Origin of the sequence: Paracoccus broussonetiae (assembly GCF_031854425.1) — a bacterium.
GTDB classification, from domain to species: domain Bacteria; phylum Pseudomonadota; class Alphaproteobacteria; order Rhodobacterales; family Rhodobacteraceae; genus Paracoccus; species Paracoccus broussonetiae.
Window position 1 is genome coordinate 77716 of sequence record NZ_JAVRQI010000007.1, and the last position, 17932, is coordinate 95647.

12 protein-coding genes are annotated in these 17932 nt (G+C 65.8%); all 12 read right to left on the reverse strand.

Going from position 1 to position 17932, the window contains the following annotated elements; translation table 11 throughout:
- Positions 1-325 precede the first annotated feature (325 nt).
- Complete coding sequence (locus RM190_RS10420) at positions 326-1429, reverse strand: DUF3182 family protein (protein WP_311759370.1); 1104 nt, start codon at positions 1427-1429, stop codon at positions 326-328.
- Between the two features lie 136 nt (positions 1430-1565).
- Positions 1566-2117 (reverse strand): DNA-3-methyladenine glycosylase, encoded by a 552-nt coding sequence (locus tag RM190_RS10425; protein ID WP_311759371.1) that lies wholly within the window; start codon positions 2115-2117, stop codon positions 1566-1568.
- Positions 2118-2262: 145 nt separating this feature from the next.
- Positions 2263-3066 (reverse strand): response regulator, encoded by an 804-nt coding sequence (locus tag RM190_RS10430; protein WP_311759372.1) that lies wholly within the window; start codon positions 3064-3066, stop codon positions 2263-2265.
- 130 nt (positions 3067-3196) lie between these two features.
- A complete protein-coding gene (locus RM190_RS10435) occupies positions 3197-5020 on the reverse strand; it encodes a response regulator (protein WP_311759373.1) in 1824 nt (607 codons plus the stop codon).
- Positions 5013-5873: a CheR family methyltransferase gene (locus RM190_RS10440; RefSeq protein WP_311759374.1), complete on the reverse strand. Its 861-nt coding sequence runs from the start codon at positions 5871-5873 to the stop codon at positions 5013-5015. Before RM190_RS10440 ends, RM190_RS10435 begins: the two co-directional genes overlap by 8 nt.
- Complete coding sequence (locus RM190_RS10445) at positions 5870-8923, reverse strand: response regulator (RefSeq protein ID WP_311759375.1); 3054 nt, start codon at positions 8921-8923, stop codon at positions 5870-5872. The genes RM190_RS10440 and RM190_RS10445 overlap by 4 nt, the downstream gene beginning before the upstream one ends.
- A 337-nt stretch (positions 8924-9260) precedes the next feature.
- Entirely contained in the window at positions 9261-10358 is a 1098-nt protein-coding gene (locus tag RM190_RS10450) for an ATP synthase F0 subunit B (protein ID WP_311759376.1), read from the reverse strand.
- A gap of 148 nt (positions 10359-10506) precedes the next feature.
- The gene (locus tag RM190_RS10455; protein ID WP_311759377.1) at positions 10507-10689 is read right to left on the reverse strand and encodes a hypothetical protein; all 183 of its coding nucleotides are present in this window, start codon (positions 10687-10689) and stop codon (positions 10507-10509) included.
- A 191-nt stretch (positions 10690-10880) separates the two neighbouring features.
- Complete coding sequence (locus tag RM190_RS10460; RefSeq protein ID WP_311759378.1) at positions 10881-12254, reverse strand: hypothetical protein; 1374 nt, start codon at positions 12252-12254, stop codon at positions 10881-10883.
- Positions 12251-13339 carry a glycosyl hydrolase family 8 gene (locus RM190_RS10465; RefSeq protein WP_311759379.1) on the reverse strand — a complete coding sequence of 363 codons (1089 nt, stop codon included), beginning with the start codon at positions 13337-13339 and terminating at the stop codon, positions 12251-12253. The genes RM190_RS10460 and RM190_RS10465 overlap by 4 nt, the downstream gene beginning before the upstream one ends.
- Positions 13339-15603, reverse strand: coding sequence for a cellulose biosynthesis cyclic di-GMP-binding regulatory protein BcsB (locus RM190_RS10470; protein ID WP_311759380.1), 2265 nt, complete (start codon positions 15601-15603; stop codon positions 13339-13341). The genes RM190_RS10465 and RM190_RS10470 overlap by 1 nt, the downstream gene beginning before the upstream one ends.
- Complete coding sequence (bcsA, locus tag RM190_RS10475) at positions 15600-17915, reverse strand: UDP-forming cellulose synthase catalytic subunit (RefSeq protein WP_311759381.1); 2316 nt, start codon at positions 17913-17915, stop codon at positions 15600-15602. The genes RM190_RS10470 and bcsA overlap by 4 nt, the downstream gene beginning before the upstream one ends.
- Positions 17916-17932 lie beyond the last annotated feature (17 nt).

Sequence of the window (17932 nt, forward strand, 5' to 3'; positions counted from 1 at the left end):
GCAAGCATCATGCATACCACTGCGCTTGCAGCGCAGGCGCGCCTGCTTGCCGACCAATCGATCATCTGCCCCTCATCCGCTTTTTCTGGGTCGCTCTGCGGCGACGCATACTTCTTAGCCTTGAGGGTGCCGTTACGACAATCGTGAGGTTCCCTGCAAAATCAACCATCGGCGTCATTTCGCCAACGCCCGGCCGCGGATCGGCAAAGAGTGACATCGGCGGCGCTTTGGGACGCCGTCGCAGCCATGGACGGACAGCACGGCGGAGACGCCGGAACCGGGCGTCATCAGGCTTGTCGATAGCCGGTCGGCTGCGACGGGAATTTCAGATTTTCTCCTGCGCCTTGCCTTCTCCCAAGACCGCGTATTTCAACATCGCGCCGTGGGTCGGATCACAGCCATCGAACAGGACAAAGGCATCCGGCGGCGGCGCAAGGTCAGGTCCATAGCGCTCGATGGTAGAGGTGATGACGGTTTCGGATTGCGGGGCGGCGGCGAATTCCTCCAGCGCAAGCAGTTCTGCGGGCGTCGCCCCTCCGACGCACCAGGACTGCTCCAGCACCGCGACGCGTGCGACGCCCGTGCTGTCGCGACCCAGCGCCACGTCATAGTTCCGTCGCGATGCCATCAGACCAAGATGGCGATCCGCTGCCTGGTCAAAGGCGGCCGCGCGCGCAACGATCATGCGGCTAAGCCAGGGCAGCCGGGCGGCGGCAAGGTCGTGAAGCGTGCCCCGGATGAAAAGCAGGGTCGATCCGCCATAGGCAGCCTCTCCACGGCTGTTCGGGGTGGTCGACTGGACGCCGACATAGGCGACGGTCTGCCCCGGAACCTCGGTCTGTCCGACGCTGAACGTGCGTATCCCGGCGATATCCTCCTCGATCACCAGCCCGGAGGGGACATGATCGCCCCAGCCATCCAGCACGGCGGACAGCTGTGACAGATCATGCGCCACCGCCTGACCCTGTCCACCCTCGGCTGGCACCTGCTTTACCCGCAGCCTGGGGAGGCGCTGAAGCAACTGGCGCCCGGCCGCCAGGGCATCTTCGGCAGAGAAGACGGTAAAGCCGGGCAGCGTGGCCATCGCCAGATCGCGGGACAGGCCCCCGGGCCATTGGGCCGGAACACAGGCGGGATTGCCGACCAGCGGATGCACGATGGCCTTGGTGGCATGCAACGCATCCTGCACCCATCCCCCCAGGAAATGACAAGGGGAGGCCGGTCGGAGGACCGGCCCGGCAAGGCAGGTCCGGGGAACCGCATAGTCGCCGTTTCCGGTGCCACGGTTCGTGACCGGCAGGCCAAGATGCCGGGCCAGCCGCCTGCCGATCGCATCAAGGCTTGCATCGGCATGACGGGCCGGATCGATGCCGTCGGTCAGGACAAGACGCTGGGGTCCCGAAATTGCAGGATCGAGGATGCTGTTCATGTCGCCCGGTTTCCAGCGGCGCCGATGCAATCCCGATGGAAATCGCCATGCGGCAGGGGCTTGTGAACCTGCAAGCCCGCGGAATGTTCCCCGTTGAAGTCGTGGAGGGCGGCACCCCTGCGGCGCAGCCGCGGGTTCAGGCAAACGGCCGGCTCAGCCCTTTTGCCCCGGCAAGTCCGAACCGCCAGGGGAGTTCTTGTGCCTTGCTGATGCCGATACGCGTCCCGACCGATAAATCGGGCTGTGCAAGGGCCAGCGTGATGGCAAGGTCTGGCCCCGCGAATGAAAGGCCATTGTCGTCGGCGCGCAGGCCCAGTGCCTCGGCCAGACGCCCCGGTCCGCTGCAAAGCGGCGCCGTGCCGCGACGCGACTGCATCAGATCCAGCCCGACCTGCGGCGCAAGGGCCCGTATCAGCACCGCCTCTCCGGGTTGTCCGACCACATTCAGGCAAAGATGGATGCCATAGCAGCGATAGACATAGGCGTGGCCCGACGGGCCGAACATGGCCGCGTTGCGCCGGGTCGGCCCGTTGAAGCTGTGCGAGGCGGGATCATCGGGGGCATAGGCCTCGGTCTCGATGATGGTGCCGCCCGCGCCACGCACGATCAGGCTGGCCCCGATCAGACGACGTGCCAACGCGACCGCATCCAGCCCTGCGATCTGTTCCTGAAATGTGGTCGCTGTCATCCGCCCCCGTTTTCGCCGCGCCAGTTGCATATCCCCGCCACCCAGCGATGAGCGGGATGGGCGGGGTTGTCTATTCCTCGCGTGGAACGGAATGGCCCGCGCCAGCGTGCCGGGGCATCGCTGGCCGGGTGCTACTTCGTCTTCCTCAGGCGATGACCAGATCCTCGGTCGAGGCAAAGAAGATTGCCTGACCGACCGCGGAGGCGACCTGATCTGCGCGATAGGGCTTGGGCAACAGGAAGGCGGGTTCCGGCCTTTCGCCTGTCAGCAGGCGTTCCGGGAAGGCGGTGATGAAGATCACGGGCAGGTCGCCAAGATCACCCATCAGCTGCCCCACGGCCTCGACCCCGGAAGAGCCGTCCGCAAGCTGGATGTCGCTGAGGATCAGATCCGGGCGCTGGGTTTGCGCAAGCTCGATGGCCGCCTTGTGCGTTCGCGCGATGCCCGTCACCTCGTGACCCAGGGACTGAACGATCCCCTTGAGATCCATCGCGATGATGGTTTCGTCCTCGATGATCATCACCTTGGCCGACAGCGCGCCGCCGATCTCGGCCCTCGCGATGGCAACCAGTTCGGCGGCCTCGTCCGAGCCGACCTGCATGATGCGGGCGATCTGGTCGTGGCTCATGTCCTCGATCGTGTGCAGCAGCAGCGCCTCGCGCGAATTGGGCGTCAGGTTGCGCAAACGGGCCTGTGCGCGGGTTTCCTGGCCGCTTTGCCCCTCGGTTTCGACCGGTTGGCCAGAGCTGTGCCAGATGCCGTGGAAGGTCCGGAACAGCCCGACACGGACATCATCCGGCGGGACCAGGCCCGGCTCCACCAGTATCGCTTCCAGCGTGGCCGCGGCGTAATTGTCGCCTGCTGTCTGGCTTCCCGTCAGCGCCCGCGCATAGCGGCGCAGAAACGGAAGCTCCTGACCGATGGATTGGGCCAAACTTGCTGCTGCCATGTCATCCTCAAGGTTTATTCATTCGGGCCGCCAGACGACTTGTCCAGAGCCACGGCCTTAACGCGCGGCCAACAGTTTGGTTTCCTTGCCGATCGTGCAGCGGGACAGGGGTTTTCGGTCTTTCTGCGCGTCAGGCGCCATGCTGCTCGGGAAGCCGTGCCGAAAGAATGTCGCGAACCGTCCGGATCAGGGTTTCCGCGGCGAACGGCTTTGCCAAAACGGGGTTGTCCGCAAAACCGCGGGGCAGATGTTCGCGGCCATAGCCCGAGACGAAGCAAAAGGGGATCGCGCGCCGCGTCAGGATGCTTGCCACCTCATCCACCGGCTTGCCACCAAGGTTTCCGTCCAGAAGCGCCAGGTCAATTTCCTCGCCGGCGGCCGCCGCTATCGCGTCAGGCAGGGTCCGGGCGATGCGCACTACCGACGCCCCCGCCTCTTCCAGTCCGGCGCGCAGATCCATGGCGACAAGCGCCTCGTCCTCAACCACCAGGATGCGGCGGCCGGCGACGACATCGGTGGCCGGGGCCTCGACCGGCGTCTCGCGTACAGGATTGGTCTCGACGGCGTCGGTCCTGTGAAAGCCGCTGCCGATCCGGATGGTCCAGATCACGCCTTCGGGTCGCCAGTCAGCGACGGCCCGGTTGCCGCCGATGCCGCTGCCGATCAGCGTCGAGCCAAAGCCCAGATTGGTCGGGGCCGTCACCGCCGGACCACCGCTTTCGCGCCAGACCAGCACCAGCTCGCTGCCGTGAATGTTCCATTGCAGGTGTACATCGCCGTCGGGCTGCGACAGCGCACCGTATTTTACCGCGTTCGTACCCAGCTCATGCAGGACCAATGCCAGGTGAAGGGTGTTTTCCGGCGACAACTTGATCGCTGGCCCGCTGCGGTGCAGCCGGTCGCCGTCCAGCGTGCCGGCGTGGATGTGGTCGCCCAGAATCTCGTCCAGCGAGGCGCTGCTCCAGGTGACGTTCGACAGGATCGAATGCGCGCGCGCCAGTGCCTGCAGGCGGCCGGAAAAGCGGTTGCCGAAATCGGAAAAGTCGCTGGCGCTGCGCAGCGTTTGACGGGCGATTGCCTGCACATTGGCAAGCGTGTTCTTGATGCGATGGTTCAGTTCGCCGACAAGAAGCGAACGCGTCGCCTCGGCGCGGTGGCGTTCGGTCACATCCAGGATCTGCAGCGACAGCGAGGTGCGGCCATTGGACGGATCCGTCAGCACAGAGCCGTAAAGTTCGCAATGCAACTGCCCTTGGGGACCGGCGGCAGCGATTTCGGCGGTATGTCGGGCCAGCGCATCGTCACCCGCCACCCATTCCGAAAGCATCTCCAGCGTCTGGGTCGAAAAACTGGGGGCGCGGCTCAGCGGTTGGCCGATCATGTCGGCGGCCTCGATGCCGAAGATGCGCCCTGCGCCTTGCGACCAGCTGCGAACCGTCAGGTCGGCGTCGCATTCCACCAGCGCAAGCGGCGAATTGTCGGCATGGGCGCGAAGCGAGGCCATCGCCAGGTCACGGTCATGCGCGATCTGCTGCAATTCGTCCCGCTGCCGCATCAGGTCCTTGGCCTGGCGCGCCAGTCGATAGAAGACATCGGCCTTGGATTTCAGGATCACGGGATCGATGGGCTTGAAGATATAGTCCACCCCGCCCGCATCATAGCCGCGAAAGCTGCGGGTTTCGCTGGGCTCGGCGGCGGTGACGAAGATGATGGGCACCTCGCGGGTGCGTTCGGTGCTGCGCATCAGCTCGGCCAGTTCATAGCCGTTGATGTCGGGCATCTGCACGTCGACGAAAGCCAGCTGGAAATCCTGCACCAGCATCATCTCCAGTGCCTCGTTCGCCGACAGCGCCTTGTGGATCTCCAGCCCGTCTCGACGAAGCAGCGCTTCCAGCGCCACCAGGTTTTCGGCGATGTCGTCCACCAGAAGAAAGCGGATCGGTCTGTCAGGCATGGGAATGCTCCGGTCGGGTCATGCGGCGCCAAATGCGCTCTTTTTCGTTGAACGGGGAAAAATCCGCCTGGTTCGTCGCGAACCGCAGTGTTTCATGCGCGCCAAGGCCAAGGAATCCGCCATGCACCAGCGAGTCGCTGAAAAGGCGCAAGACCCGGTCCTGAAGGTCTCGGTCGAAATAGATCATCACGTTTCGGCACGAGACCAGATGCACCTCGGAAAATACCTGGTCGGTGGCTAGGTCATGCTCGGAAAACACGGTCCGCTGGCGCAAGTCGCGGCGAAAGGCGGCGCTGCCATAGGCGGCAGTGTAGTAATCCGACAGCGATCCTCGTCCACCCGCCTGCTGATAATTGGTCGAGAACAGGGGCAGCCGCGCGATGTCATAGACACCGGCCCCGGCGCGGTCCAGCGCGCGCCGGTTGATCTCGGTCGCGTAAAAGATCGTGCGGTCCAGCAACCCTTCCTCGGCAAACAGGATCGCCAGGGAATACAGCTCCTCACCATTCGCACAGCCTGCCACCCAGACCTTCAGAGAAGGGAAGGTGCGCAGGTAGGGCACGACCTCGTTGCGCAGGGCAAGGAAATATTCGGGATCGCGGAACAGTTCGCTGACCTGGACCGTCAGGGCGTCGATCAGGATATGCAGAACCTCGGGCTCGCGCAGCAACCTCCCCTGAACCTCCGACAGGGTGGCGCAGCCCAGCCTTTCGCGCGCGGCTTCGATCCGGCGCATCAGCGAGGCGCGTGAATAGGACCGGAAATCGTAGTGATAGCGACGGTTCAGCGCATCCAGCAACAGGTCAAGTTCAAGCTGGGCGATCGGCTCTGCGGACAGGGCAAGCGTGGTCATCGGGGCATCCAGACACGCGCCAGGGACAGAAGCTTGTCGACATCCAGCGGCTTCGACAAATAGTCGTTGGCCCCGGCGGCCAGGCATTGCGCGTGGTCGTCGGCCATGGCCTTGGCGGTCAGCATGATGATCGGAAGGCTTTTCCAGCGCGCGATGCGGCGGATTTCCCGCGTCGCGGTCAGCCCGTCCATTTCCGGCATCATCACATCCATAAGCACCAGATCGATGCGCGGGCCGCCGCCATCGGCGACACGGCCCAATGCCTCCAGTGCCTCGCGCCCGTTGCGGGCGATCTGGACATCGACGCCATGCGGCTCAAGCACGCCGGTAAGGGCATAGACGTTGCGGATATCGTCCTCGACCACCAGGATGCGACGCCCGTCCAGATGCGCGTCGCGGTTCAGCGAGGCGGCCAGCATCTCGCGCTGGCGCGGCGGCAGATCCGAGACGACCTGATGCAGGAACAGCGTGACCTCGTCGATCAGGCGCTCGGGCGACTTCGCCCCCTTGATGATGATCGAGCGCGAATGCCGCCGCAGCCTTTGTTCCTCGGCGTCGCTGAGATCGCGCGCGGTATAGACGATCACCGGCGGGAACGGGGCGCTGTCATCCTCGCTCAGCTTTTCCAGCAGTTCGAAGCCAGAGGCGTCGGGCAGCGTCATGTCCAGCACGATGCAGTCAAAGCTGGTCTCGCGGCAGGCGGCCAACGCTTCGGCGGCGGTGGCGGTGCCGTGGGTTTCGACCTCGTTTGAACGCAGCAACTCGCGCAGGCCCATCAATTGGGCGGGATCGTCTTCGACGATCAGGACCTGCCGGGGGTGCTTCTTCAGCTTGCGATCAAGATTTTCGATGGCCTTGGCCAGCGACTCGCGCGCGACGGGCTTCAGCAAATAGCTCATCGCGCCCTGCGCCAGCGCCTTTGCCGAATGATCCTCGGCCGAGACGATGTGCACGGGGATGTGCCGTGTCCCCGCATCGCGTTTCAGCCGGTCCAGCACCGTCATTCCGGAATGGTCGGGCAGGCCGATATCCAGCACGATCCCCTTGGGCTTCTGTTCGCGCGCGAAGCGGATGGCCTCGTCGGCGGTCGCGACCACGGTGGTGCGGAAATCAAGCTCATCCGCCAGATCGACAAGGATGGACGCGAATGCCGGGTCATCCTCGACGATCAGCAACATGCGCTCGTCCGTGCTGGCCACGGCTTCGACCCGCGGCACCTCGGTCGCGATGGACGCCGGCACCCGGGAGGGCGCGGCGGGTCGTGCCAAGGCGGTGGCAGGGGGCGCATTCGGGGCCACCCGCGGCAGCAGCAGGGTAAAGGTGCTGCCCTTTCCCGGATGGCTTTCCAGCGTGATCTCACCCCCCAGCAGCTGCGCAAGATCACGAGAGATCGACAGACCCAGCCCGGTTCCGCCATAGCGTCGCGAGATGGTGCCATCGGCCTGACGGAACGCTTCAAACACGGCCTGCTGCTGCTCGGGCGCGATCCCTATGCCGGTGTCGATGACGGAAAAGGCCACGCCGTCCGCCTGTGCGGACAGGCGCAAGGTGACACTGCCCTTTTGCGTGAATTTCAGCGCATTCCCGATGAAATTGCGCAAAACCTGCTCGACCCGCACGGCATCCGTCACCAGCTCGCCCGCGTCATCTGCAATATCCAGATGCAGCGCCAGCCCGCGGTCCCGTGCCAAGGGCGAAAAGGCGCGCTCCATCTTCGCGGCGATGCTTGCGGCCACCACCGGCACCGGATCGAAATCGACCTTGCCCGCCTCGATGCGGGCGAGGTCCAGAATGTCGTTGATCAGCGCCAGAAGATCCTTGCCCGAGCTTTCGATCGTCTCGGCCCATTGCACCTGATCGGGGACCAGATTGCCGGGCCGGTTCTCGGCCAGCAGACGCGCCATGATCAGCAGGGCGTTCAGGGGCGTGCGCAGCTCATGCGACATGTTCGCGACAAATTCAGACTTGTAGCGGCTTTCGCGCGCCAGCTCCTCGGCCTGATCGGCAAGATCCCGGCGGGAACGGGCCAGCGCATCGCGCTGCTCCTCCAGCTGCGCGGTCTGGGTTTCAAGCTGGGCGTTCTGTTCTTCCAGTTCCGCCTGCTGGTCGCGCAGGCGGCCTTCGCTTTCGCGCAAGGCGCGTGTCTGCTCTTCCAGTTCCTCGTTGGTGGCCGCCAGCTCTTCGGTCTGGTTGTGCAGCTCTTCGGCCTGCCGCTGCGTCTCCTCAAGCAGCGCGCGCAACTCTCCCCGGTAAAGCGCCGAGCGCAGCAGCACGCCAATGCGTTCGGCCAGCCGGGGCAGCAGGTCCAGCGCGCGCGGGGACGGGGGCTGATCCAAGCCGATCTCGATCACGCCGTTCACCGACGCCCCGTCGCGCACCGGCAGGATGACGCTGTAAAGCGCCCTGCCCTGCAAAAGGCCCGAACGCCAGCCAAGCGCGCTGTCCCCCGGCGCCTCGAGCTTGACGATGCGCCGTTCTTTCAGCGCGCGCCGCAGATGGCCCGCCCCCATCGGATCGGACATGGCATCATCCAGACCCCAGCCTGCGATGCGCCGCAGACTGTCCCCTTCGACCGCGTAAAAGGCCGCCGCCCGCGCCTCAAGCGACTCGGACAGCACGGCAAGGCAGCGGTCGCCGATCTCTTCAGGGGAAAGATCCCCCTGCAAATCGTCGGCCAGCCGCACCTCGACGCGCTGTTCCCAATCATGCGCGGTGACCCTTTCGCGATTGCGGATCATTACGCTGCCGGCAAAGGACAGGATCAGCATGACCGTCGCTGCCAGGCTGCGGTTGAGCGCGGCAAGCCCCCGGTCCACGCCCGCGGGGCCTAGAAACCACCCGGCCAGAAGGACAAGAATGATGGTCCCCACCGCCAGAAACGGCATCCACCTGCGCGGCGACGCAAAGCTGAGCGTCAGGGCGAGGAAATAGAAAAGCCACAGGTTCCGCCCCAGGGGCACGTTGACATCAGCGGCAAAGGTCGCGGCAATGATAGCTCCCACGCCAAGCAGGATCGCCCATTCGGACAGGCGGGAAGTTCGTGAGGTCATGGATTGCTCGCGTGAGGAAGACTGGGATCGGGCAGACGGAGGCGCACCGTGATACAAGAGGGACTAAACATCAAGCTGCCTGAAGCCGGTTCCGGGACTGCCATACAACACCCGCGCCAGCAAAAGGTTTCAGTCGGGCGCTCAGATGGCGCGCGTGTTCAAATCCCTTCGGAAGCATCGAAGCGGCCCAAGGGCTGCGAACGGGGATGGCTCGGATCTTCGACCCGCGAAGCCGCGCCGGAATGCGCCGGAAAATTATCCACCCCCCGGAACCGGGCCTGCGCCCTGGTTCCGGGGGGCTTCTTCAAATCGCCGCGTGGTCATTCGTAACCATGACCTAGCGACGATAGGAAAGTCCGCGCCAGATGTGGCCATTGTCCCGGTCGCGTCCCCCATGCACGGCGCCGATATAGGCGGCCGCGGCAGCGATCAGCGACGACGCCGCCAGAAGAAACGCGGTCAGGATGCCGGTGATCCGGGCCTGTTCCGCTGCGTCAGCCGCGTGCTGCTTGGCCTCGTCCAGACGCTTTTGCGCCTCGGCCTTGAGTTGTTCGGCCTGCGCCTTGGCATCCTCGATTCTCTGCTGCGCCTCTGCGCGAAGGGCCTGGGCCTTCTCGATCGCGTCGTTGACGCGCGCATCGACCTCTGGTTCCGTCGCGCCGGTAAGGGCGGCAACCTCCTGTCGCAGATAGCCGCGGTCCTCGTCCGAGATTTCACCGCTGCGGACTATGTTGCCCAGAACCCCAACTATCCGTCTTTGGGATTGCGCCGGATCGGTTCCGCCATCCTGCGGTGACCCGCCTGGTGGACGCTGGCCCTGCGGGCGCAGCAGCGTGTCGGTGATATAGTCCAGGGGATTGCTTTGCAGACCTTGCGGCAGCACCTCCTCCAAGGTCGGCGCAAGCGCCTGGCCCGCGCCCTGCGCAAGGCCTCCGACCGCCTGCCCTGTGCCGGAAACCACGCCGCCCGCCAACTCGCCTGCGCCCTGGACCGCGCCGCCGACGACAGCCCCTGTCGCCTCGACTGCGGTCTTGGCGGCCGAGCCCGCGGCCCGCAAGCCGCCCGTCACGGCGGTCGTGGCCAAGGCGGCAGTGACGATCATGCCAAGCCCCCAGACCGCCAGACCGTTGATGCCGTCCCGGATCGCGACCTCGTCACTTGCGGCCGAGCCGACGGGTCGGCGCATGCGGCCCGCGATATAGCCCCCAAGGGCATTTGCGGCCACCATCGAGATGATGACGAACAGGGCCGTGACGACCAGCCACCACAGGCTGACGCCACCATCTTCGCCAACGGAAATCGACCCCAGCCCCAATGCCGCCGCAAAGGTCGTCAGCACGACGGCGACACCGCTGGCGACCACCCCTCCCGCGAAGACAGCCGACCAGTCGACATGGCTGCGGTTCGATCCGCCTTCGGGATATGAACCGGCCATCAGCGTAGCCCCAGAATTGAAAGAATGAACAGGACGACCACGACAAGGCCGACCAGATAGATGATCGAGTTCACTGCAATTCTCCTTCCGGCTTGGTTGAGAACAGGTCGACAGAAATTCGCCTTCGGATCGCGCGGCCCGGCCACTGTCAGCAGTCTTCTTTCTTGTCCCGGTTCCCGCCCATCGCCGTGTCGGGCTTTGCGCCCTGCGGCCCGGACTTGAGGAATTCTTCGGGCTGGTGGGCCGAGCCGTCGTGCTTTCCCTGACCATTCTCCCGGTCGGGATTGGTCGCGGGATTGTCCTGCTCGTCGTCGCCATTCTTGCGGGTCATGTCGGATCCTCCGGGGCGCTGAACCCTGGAAGAAGGCAATTGTTCCCGGTGCGTGAAATGTCGAAGTCGGAAAGGGAAATCAGGGAAAGTATGCCGCCCCCGCCCGCCGCTTGCAGGCGGTGGGCCAATGACAAGCCTGCCCGGCGGGCGCGAGGGGGGCTGCCCCGCGCGCCGCGTTGCAGGGGCAGGTTTCAGTCCGCCGCGCGCAGTCCCCGCCGCGTTTCGTTCGTCGACAGTTCGTTGTTCAGGCGGGTGAATTCGGCCCGTGCCTTGGGACGCTGGTCGGCGTTCAGATAGGCATAGGCGCGCAGGATCGCGAGATCGCGACGAATGCCGCCGCTGACCTGTTCCAGCGCATCGAAGTAACGGATCGCGTCCCGATAGCGCCGTTCGCGATAGGCCTGCACCCCGCGCTGGTCCAGGATCTGGCGTTCGACATCGACGCGCTGCTGGCGCGTGAAATCGGTGGATGCGGCCAGGCGCGAGGCCTCTTCGGCCATGCCAAGTTTCAGATAGGACAGCGCCAGCCCATAGCGCGCCTCGCGCTGCTGCTGGGCGGTCAGGCGACCGGACAATGCGGCCTTGAAATCGGCCATCGCATCCATGGTCCGGTCAAGATTATAGACGCACCAGGCCCGCTCCAGAACCGTTCCGGCGGCACGCGCATTTGCGGTCCGCGCCGCACATTGCGCCGGGGTCTCGCGTGAGCGGCGCGGGGCGACCGCCGCCCCGCCTTCGCGATCCGCGCTGCGCGCCTGCTGCTGGCGACGGGGCTGGGATTGCGGCTGCGCCTCTCGTGGCGCGGTCGCGGCTGGCGCGGGCGCGGGCGCGGCCTTGGGCGTCGCGGCAATGACCGGCTGACTGCCCCCCCTGCCCGCCAGAAGCCGCTGCAAAAGCTGGTCATAGCGTGCCGCCTCGGCCGGGAAACGTCCGCTGACCTGGGCGACCATCGCGCGCAATTCGGTCTCGCTGCTGACCCCATCCGCCTTTTCGATGGTCGAGGCCAGATCGTTCGGATTGACGCAGGCCCCCAGGATCGCGCGATAGGTGGCCAGCGCCTCGGCCGAGTTTCCGGCCTTGCGCTGCCCATCGGCAATGCGCCAGGCATTGTCGATCCGGTCGCAGCGCAAAAGGCCGGGGGTGCGCGCCGCGACGGAACGCGCGGCGTCGACATCCCCGCTTTTCAGCGCGGCATCCAGCGTCTGCTGGCCCGAAGCGGTCTCAAGCTGGGTGGTCATGTCCGCGGGCGGGGTCCAGTTCGGATAATCCCGCCGCATCGCCGCCAGTGTCGCGCGCGCCTGGTCAAGCTGGCCTGCGGCGACCTGCTTGTAGAAGACGTCGATCTCGGTGCTGGGGGAACGGTTGGACAGCTGGCTCAGATCCGCAGGCGGCGTCCATTGCGGATATTTCAGCCGCAGCCTTCGCAGCTCGGCATCCACCGCCGCGGTTTCGTTCCGCTGCAGATAGATGTTCAGCGCCAGAAATTCGTCCGGCGAAGGGGCGTCCTGCGCAAAGGCCGGAAAGGCGGCAAGCAGGGCGGCGGCAAGGAAGGTCGAACGGATCATATGGGCACGCATTGGGGATATTTCGTCGCCTGTGTGACCAGCGCCATCAGATGCAGGGTCGCCGGATAATAGGGTTGATCGGTGGTGAAACGCGGCATGACCGAACCGACACCACCCGAGACCGCGCAATTGCTGAGCGCGGCAACGGCGCGATAACCGGCATGGGTGCTGCGTTCCAGCACCTCGCGGGTCGCGGGATCGAACACGACGGGGGGATTGTCCTCTTTCCACGCAGCCGCCGTCGCCTCGGCAAAATTCGCGACCGCCTTAGACGAGGCATTCCCCGACCACAGGGCCATCAGCGGCACGCGGATCGCCTCATACCCGGACTTGCGCGAAAAGCTGTCGGGCGGGGGCACGGGGCCCTGGGCGGTCAGCGCGATCCAGTCCGGGACCAGCCCGCCTTGCGCCAGCGTCCCGATCAGCGCATCGCCCGCATCCGCCATCGCAGTCAGTTCGCCGATCCCGGTTGCCGCTGCAATCTCGCGCATCGCGCGCGGCATGTAATACGAGGGGTTCAGAACAACCTGCTCGGCCGTCCGGAACCCGGTCGCCGCCGGCAGCAGCAACAATGTCCCGCCGCCATCGGGATGGGGCGCGGCGCAAAGCCGGACGATGTCCGCCGCAATGCGGGTCGCGCGCTCGACCAGGTCCGGGCGGCCCTGTCTGGCACCGGCAAGGACCATGCCCCAGGCGTGGAACAGATCCCCATCGGTGGCATTGTTGCGATCCTGGATCTGGGGGGTGGCATCGGGCAGCCAACGCCACGCCAGCAGTGCATCGTCGCGGACGGCAAGGTTGGTGTCGCTCCATCCCAGGATCGCATCGAACGCCGCCCGATCCTCGAACAAGGCGGCAAGGGTCAGGCCATAGCCCTGCCCCTCGGAATGGCTGGCAGAGTTCTGGTAGCCGTCGATCACCCGCCCGTCATCGGCAAGGCACAGCGACTTCCACATCCGCCAGGATTCCTGAAGCGGGTGGTTCGCGTCGAAATACCCCGCCTCATTCGCCCCCCAGGCCCGATCGGCGATGGGCAATGCAGCGGCCGCGGCCAGTGTGCGGCACAGGAACGCCCGCCGGTCCATCAGCGCATCCTCCGCTTGCGGAACAACACCACCACTAGCAGTGCCGGGATGGTCGAGATCAGGCCAAGGCCCAGCAGGACCACCGTGAACAGGAACGGCGACCACGAGGCATAGTTGCCCAGCACCGGCAGCAGGTTCAGGGGCGTGACCGGCCCTTCCATCCGCGGAAGTTCGGCCGAGGACCAGACCTGCCACGTCCCGTCATTCGAGATCAGCACCGCCCTGCCCTCGCCCAGCCAGGCGTCGCGAAGGGTGTTCAGGGTCGCTGCCACGGTCTGGATCTGCGCACCGGGACCCAGGACAAGTTGCAGCGTTCCGGGCTGATCCGGCCCGCCCGGCATCAGCAGCGCATCGCCCTTGCGGCCCTGCAGCCATTCGGACAGCGCATCGTCCGAGGTCATGAAGGCCGCATTCTCAATCCGCTCGCGCTGGCGGGACAGCCAGCCGCCCAACGAATGCCGGGGGGTGGCTTGGGTTTCGGCGGTAACCTGTTCCTGTGCCGGGGATGCTTCCTCTTCGCTCAGACGGAAGCGCGGCTCAGCGGGGGCGGCAGGGGTCTGGGTCGCGGGCGCTGCAGCGGCGGCCACCGGAAACAGCGCCTCCTGCAGCACGCGAACCGGCAGGTCAGAGCCCGATTGCGGAAGTCCCGCGATATCGACAAGGTCCAGCCGCACCTCCGCATCGGGGCTGTCGCCCGGCGCAAGACCGGCCGCCAGTTGCGCGGCGAAAACCTGCATCCGGCGCGGATCGCCTGCATCGGGACTGACGGCGATCCCCGCGGGGGTCAGCCCCGACAGCCGGGCCGAGATGCCCGCAAGCCGCATCGCGGGCGAGGACGGAACCTCGATGCTGGTGTCCCTGGTGACGACCAGCATGTCCGTGCGGCGCAAGGGACAGGCGGAATCGCTTGGATTTCCGGGCACCATCATTTCGAAGCTCAGCTTGTTCAGCCCCGGATGCAGAAGCCGCGCGGCAAAGGGAACGGCCAGCGGCTCCATGATCTTGCCGCCGTCCCGGTCCAGCGGCAGCAGGCGGATGGTTTCGTCATTCATCTTGACCAGCAGCATCGCACCTTGCGGCAGGTCGGCGGCAAAGCCGTAATGCAGCTTCAGATGCGCCTTCTGGTTGGCCAGAAGCAGCCAGTCCGCGGGCAGCCGGAACGGCAGGTCGTGGCGGAAATAGTGGGTATTCCCGACGATGTCATCCGCGCCAAGATCCGCCAGGGTCAGGGTCTGGCCGGGGGGCAGCATGGGGGCCGGGTGCGGCGCGGGCAGCGCATCGGGCAGAATGGCACCCGCAAGATCCGGCAATTGGCCGTTCGCGGTTTCGATCTGCAGAACGGTCGCGCCCCCGGCATCCTGGCGATAGCTGACCCGGCTTTGGTCAGACGCGATCAGCGCGACAGCGGCGCCGCCTGCCGAAGCGGGGGCATAGAATGACTGCACATTCAGCTGGCCCTGCCCCTGCATCGCAGCGCCAAGCGCGCCGGCCACGGCGCGCAGGGTGTCCGGTTCGATCTGCTGGTCCACGCGCAGGTCCAGCGGCTGCCCCGCACCGATCTGGTTGCCGACCGCCAGCGAAAAGATCCGGGCATCCGGCGGCAAGGCGTCCAGCGGGTATTCGGCGCCGCTGCGGGCAAGCTGGATCTCGGTCCAAAGCTGGAAACTGGCATCGGGTCCGCAGAAGATGCGGTGCGGCTGGCGGACCAGGATGCCGATCCTGTTCAGCCCCGGCTTCAGGTCCGGCGCGGGCACGCGCAGCGCGCCGAAGCCGTCGAAATTCTGCAGCGGCAGGTCGACCGGCGGGGCATCGTTGACCGTGACCTGCAGGGCGGCCGTATCGGGCAGCACGTCGATCGAGGAACGCACGTTCAGCACCAGTTCTTCCGGCAGGGGCACCCCCTCGGGAAGCAACAGGGAAAAACCGCTTTCGGCGACCTCTCCGGTCAGGCGGACCACGCCCGGCTGGGACAGGCCCGCCCCCATCACGATCGCATGGGGCAGGGGCGCGGTCGGGCGCAGGCCCAGGAAACGCTGGCGATCAGGCGCTTCGGCCACTGGCTCGGTTCCGTCGCGCTGCGCCGGAACGGGCGCAAGCGCGGGCACCGCCGCCGGTCCCGGCGCGGGCGCGGGCGCGGGGCTGGCAGCTTCGGGCGGAGGGGTGATCTGGATCTCGGGCACGGGCTGTGCAAGGGCACCGCCAGCCAGCATCCCCCAAACCAGCGCCATCCGGCATGAGGACGACAGGAAGCCGCGCGGGATCATCCTCGGCCCTCCATCCCGATCAGGGCTTCAAGCGGCTGCGGCATGGCTTCGTTGCGATGCTCCTCGGTGTCGAAATCCGCGCCGAAGGCCATCAGGTGCGCGGGCTTCTGGTCCATCTGCTGCGCACGCGCGTTCCGCCGGCGTCGTGCCGGTTCGCGCATGAAATCCGAGATTGTCTTGGGGATCGAGGTCAGCATCAGCCCCACGATATACAGAAGCCCCGCCGTCAGGCCCTTGCCTTCGCGCGTGGCTTCGCGCTGCGCGAGCCAGGTTTCGCTGCTGCCGAAGATCAGCTGCGCCACGACCTCGCGGACGGCCATCGGTTGGTCCGGCAGGAAGCGCACCCCCAGCGTGGTGCCGTTCTGCGCGCTGTTCTGCAAGGCCAGGACCACCGCCCGCACATTCTGTTCCAGATGGGTGGCGTTCTCGAAACGCGGGCGGAAGGAAATCTCGTCCCCCTGCCGGATCATGCGCGCATCCTTGCCTTGCGGGGTCTGGTCCAGGCGCAGATGCGCCCCGCTGGTAGATACGTCCAGCACAGTCCCCTTCAACGGGAAGGGACCGCAGTTGGCCCAACTGATGGTTGTCGGCACGCTGATCGCGATGCGCGGCGCGCTGCGGCGCTGCTGCTTTTCCGAGACCGCCCGCAAGGACAGCGACACCAGAAGCAGGTTGATGACGGCCCAGACCCCCACGACCGACAGGACGCTGCGGTCGCCGGGAAAGGCGATCCAGCGCGCGACCAGCGCGATGACCCCTGCCAGCGTCAGGGCGAACAGCCCCAGAAGCGGCTTGTAGATCGGCGAGATATAGTTCTCGGCCAAAGTCTCGTCCTTGGCGGTGACCGCGAACTTGGCGGCGCGCGGGCGCAGGATGGTTCGGAAAATCGCGGTCGCCAGATAGGGCGCCTGCGCGATTTCATAGATTTCCGAGATCAGCGGCCATCGATAACGGGCAAAGATGCCGTTCTGGACCAGAAGCACGACCGCCATATAGCTCAGGACATAGGTCATCGCCTCCTGGAAGGTGGTGACGACGATCTCGACCCCGAAGAACAGATACGTCAGGGGCGCGATGATATAGACCAGCCGGATCAGCGGAAAGAACCAGAAGGACATCGAGTTGATATAGCACAGCCGCTGCAACGGCTTCAGGCCGCGCCGGAACAGCGGGTTCTTCAGCATCAGCATCTGGACCATGCCAGAGGCCCAGCGGCCGCGCTGCTGGATGAAGAACACGAAGGTCTCGGGCTGCAGGCCCGCGATCATGGCGCGGTCGATATACAGGCTGCGCCAGCCGCGCGAATGGATCTCCAGCGCGGTTTCGGCATCCTCGGTGATCGTCTCGCCGGCGAAACCGCCCACGCTGTCCAACGCCTTGCGGCGCAGCACGGCGGCAGAACCGCAGAAGAACGCGCCACCCCAGCGGTCAAGCCCGCGATGGATCATGCCATAGAACATCTCGTTCTCGGGCGGGGATTTCAGGCCCAGGTTGCGCTGGATCGGGTCGGGGTTGATGAAATGGTGCGGGGTCTGCACCAGGAACAGCTTTGGATCCTGCGCGAAATATCCGACGGTCCGCGCCAGAAAATCGCGCGAAGGCACGTGGTCGGCGTCGAAGACCACCACCAGATCGCCGTCCAGCCGCTCCAGCGCGGCGCTCATGTTGCCGGCCTTGGCATGTTCGTTCTTGGCGCGCGTGGAATAGATCACGTTCAGTTCTTGGCACAGCTTCTGCAACTCGGCGCGCCGGGCACGGGCGCGCGCGGCCAGCTCGGGGTCGGAAGAATTGCAGCGCTGGTCGGTGCCGCCGTCGTCGCACAGCACGACCCGCCGGCGCGAGGCGGGGTAGACCATGTTCTTGGCCGCCGAAAGCGTGATGCTGAGCATCTCGACCGGTTCGTTATAGGACGGGACAAGGATGTCGACGGTTGGCAGGTTTTCCAGCTCGACCTTGGGCGGCAAGCCGCGCTCCAGGGGGTCGGCGGTGATGAAGCCGCCCAGGAAGAACACCAGGATCGAATAGGTCTCGACCACCAAAAGCAGGACCGCGAAGACGAACGAGGCACTCAGCTCGGGTTCCGGCAGTGTCGCGGTGACGCGCCAGAACCAATAGCGCAGGACCACGACACTGGCGACCCCGACCAGCGCCATCCGCGCCGCGATATTCGTCGTGAAGGGCTTCAGGATCATCACCAGCAGAACGGCGACCACACCCAGCATCGCCTGCGCCATGTTCGAGACCGGCGCGGCGCTGAGGATGAAGACCGGCACCAGCGCCAGCACCCACAGCGACATCAGCAGAAAGCGCATCGGACCATGACCCTTCA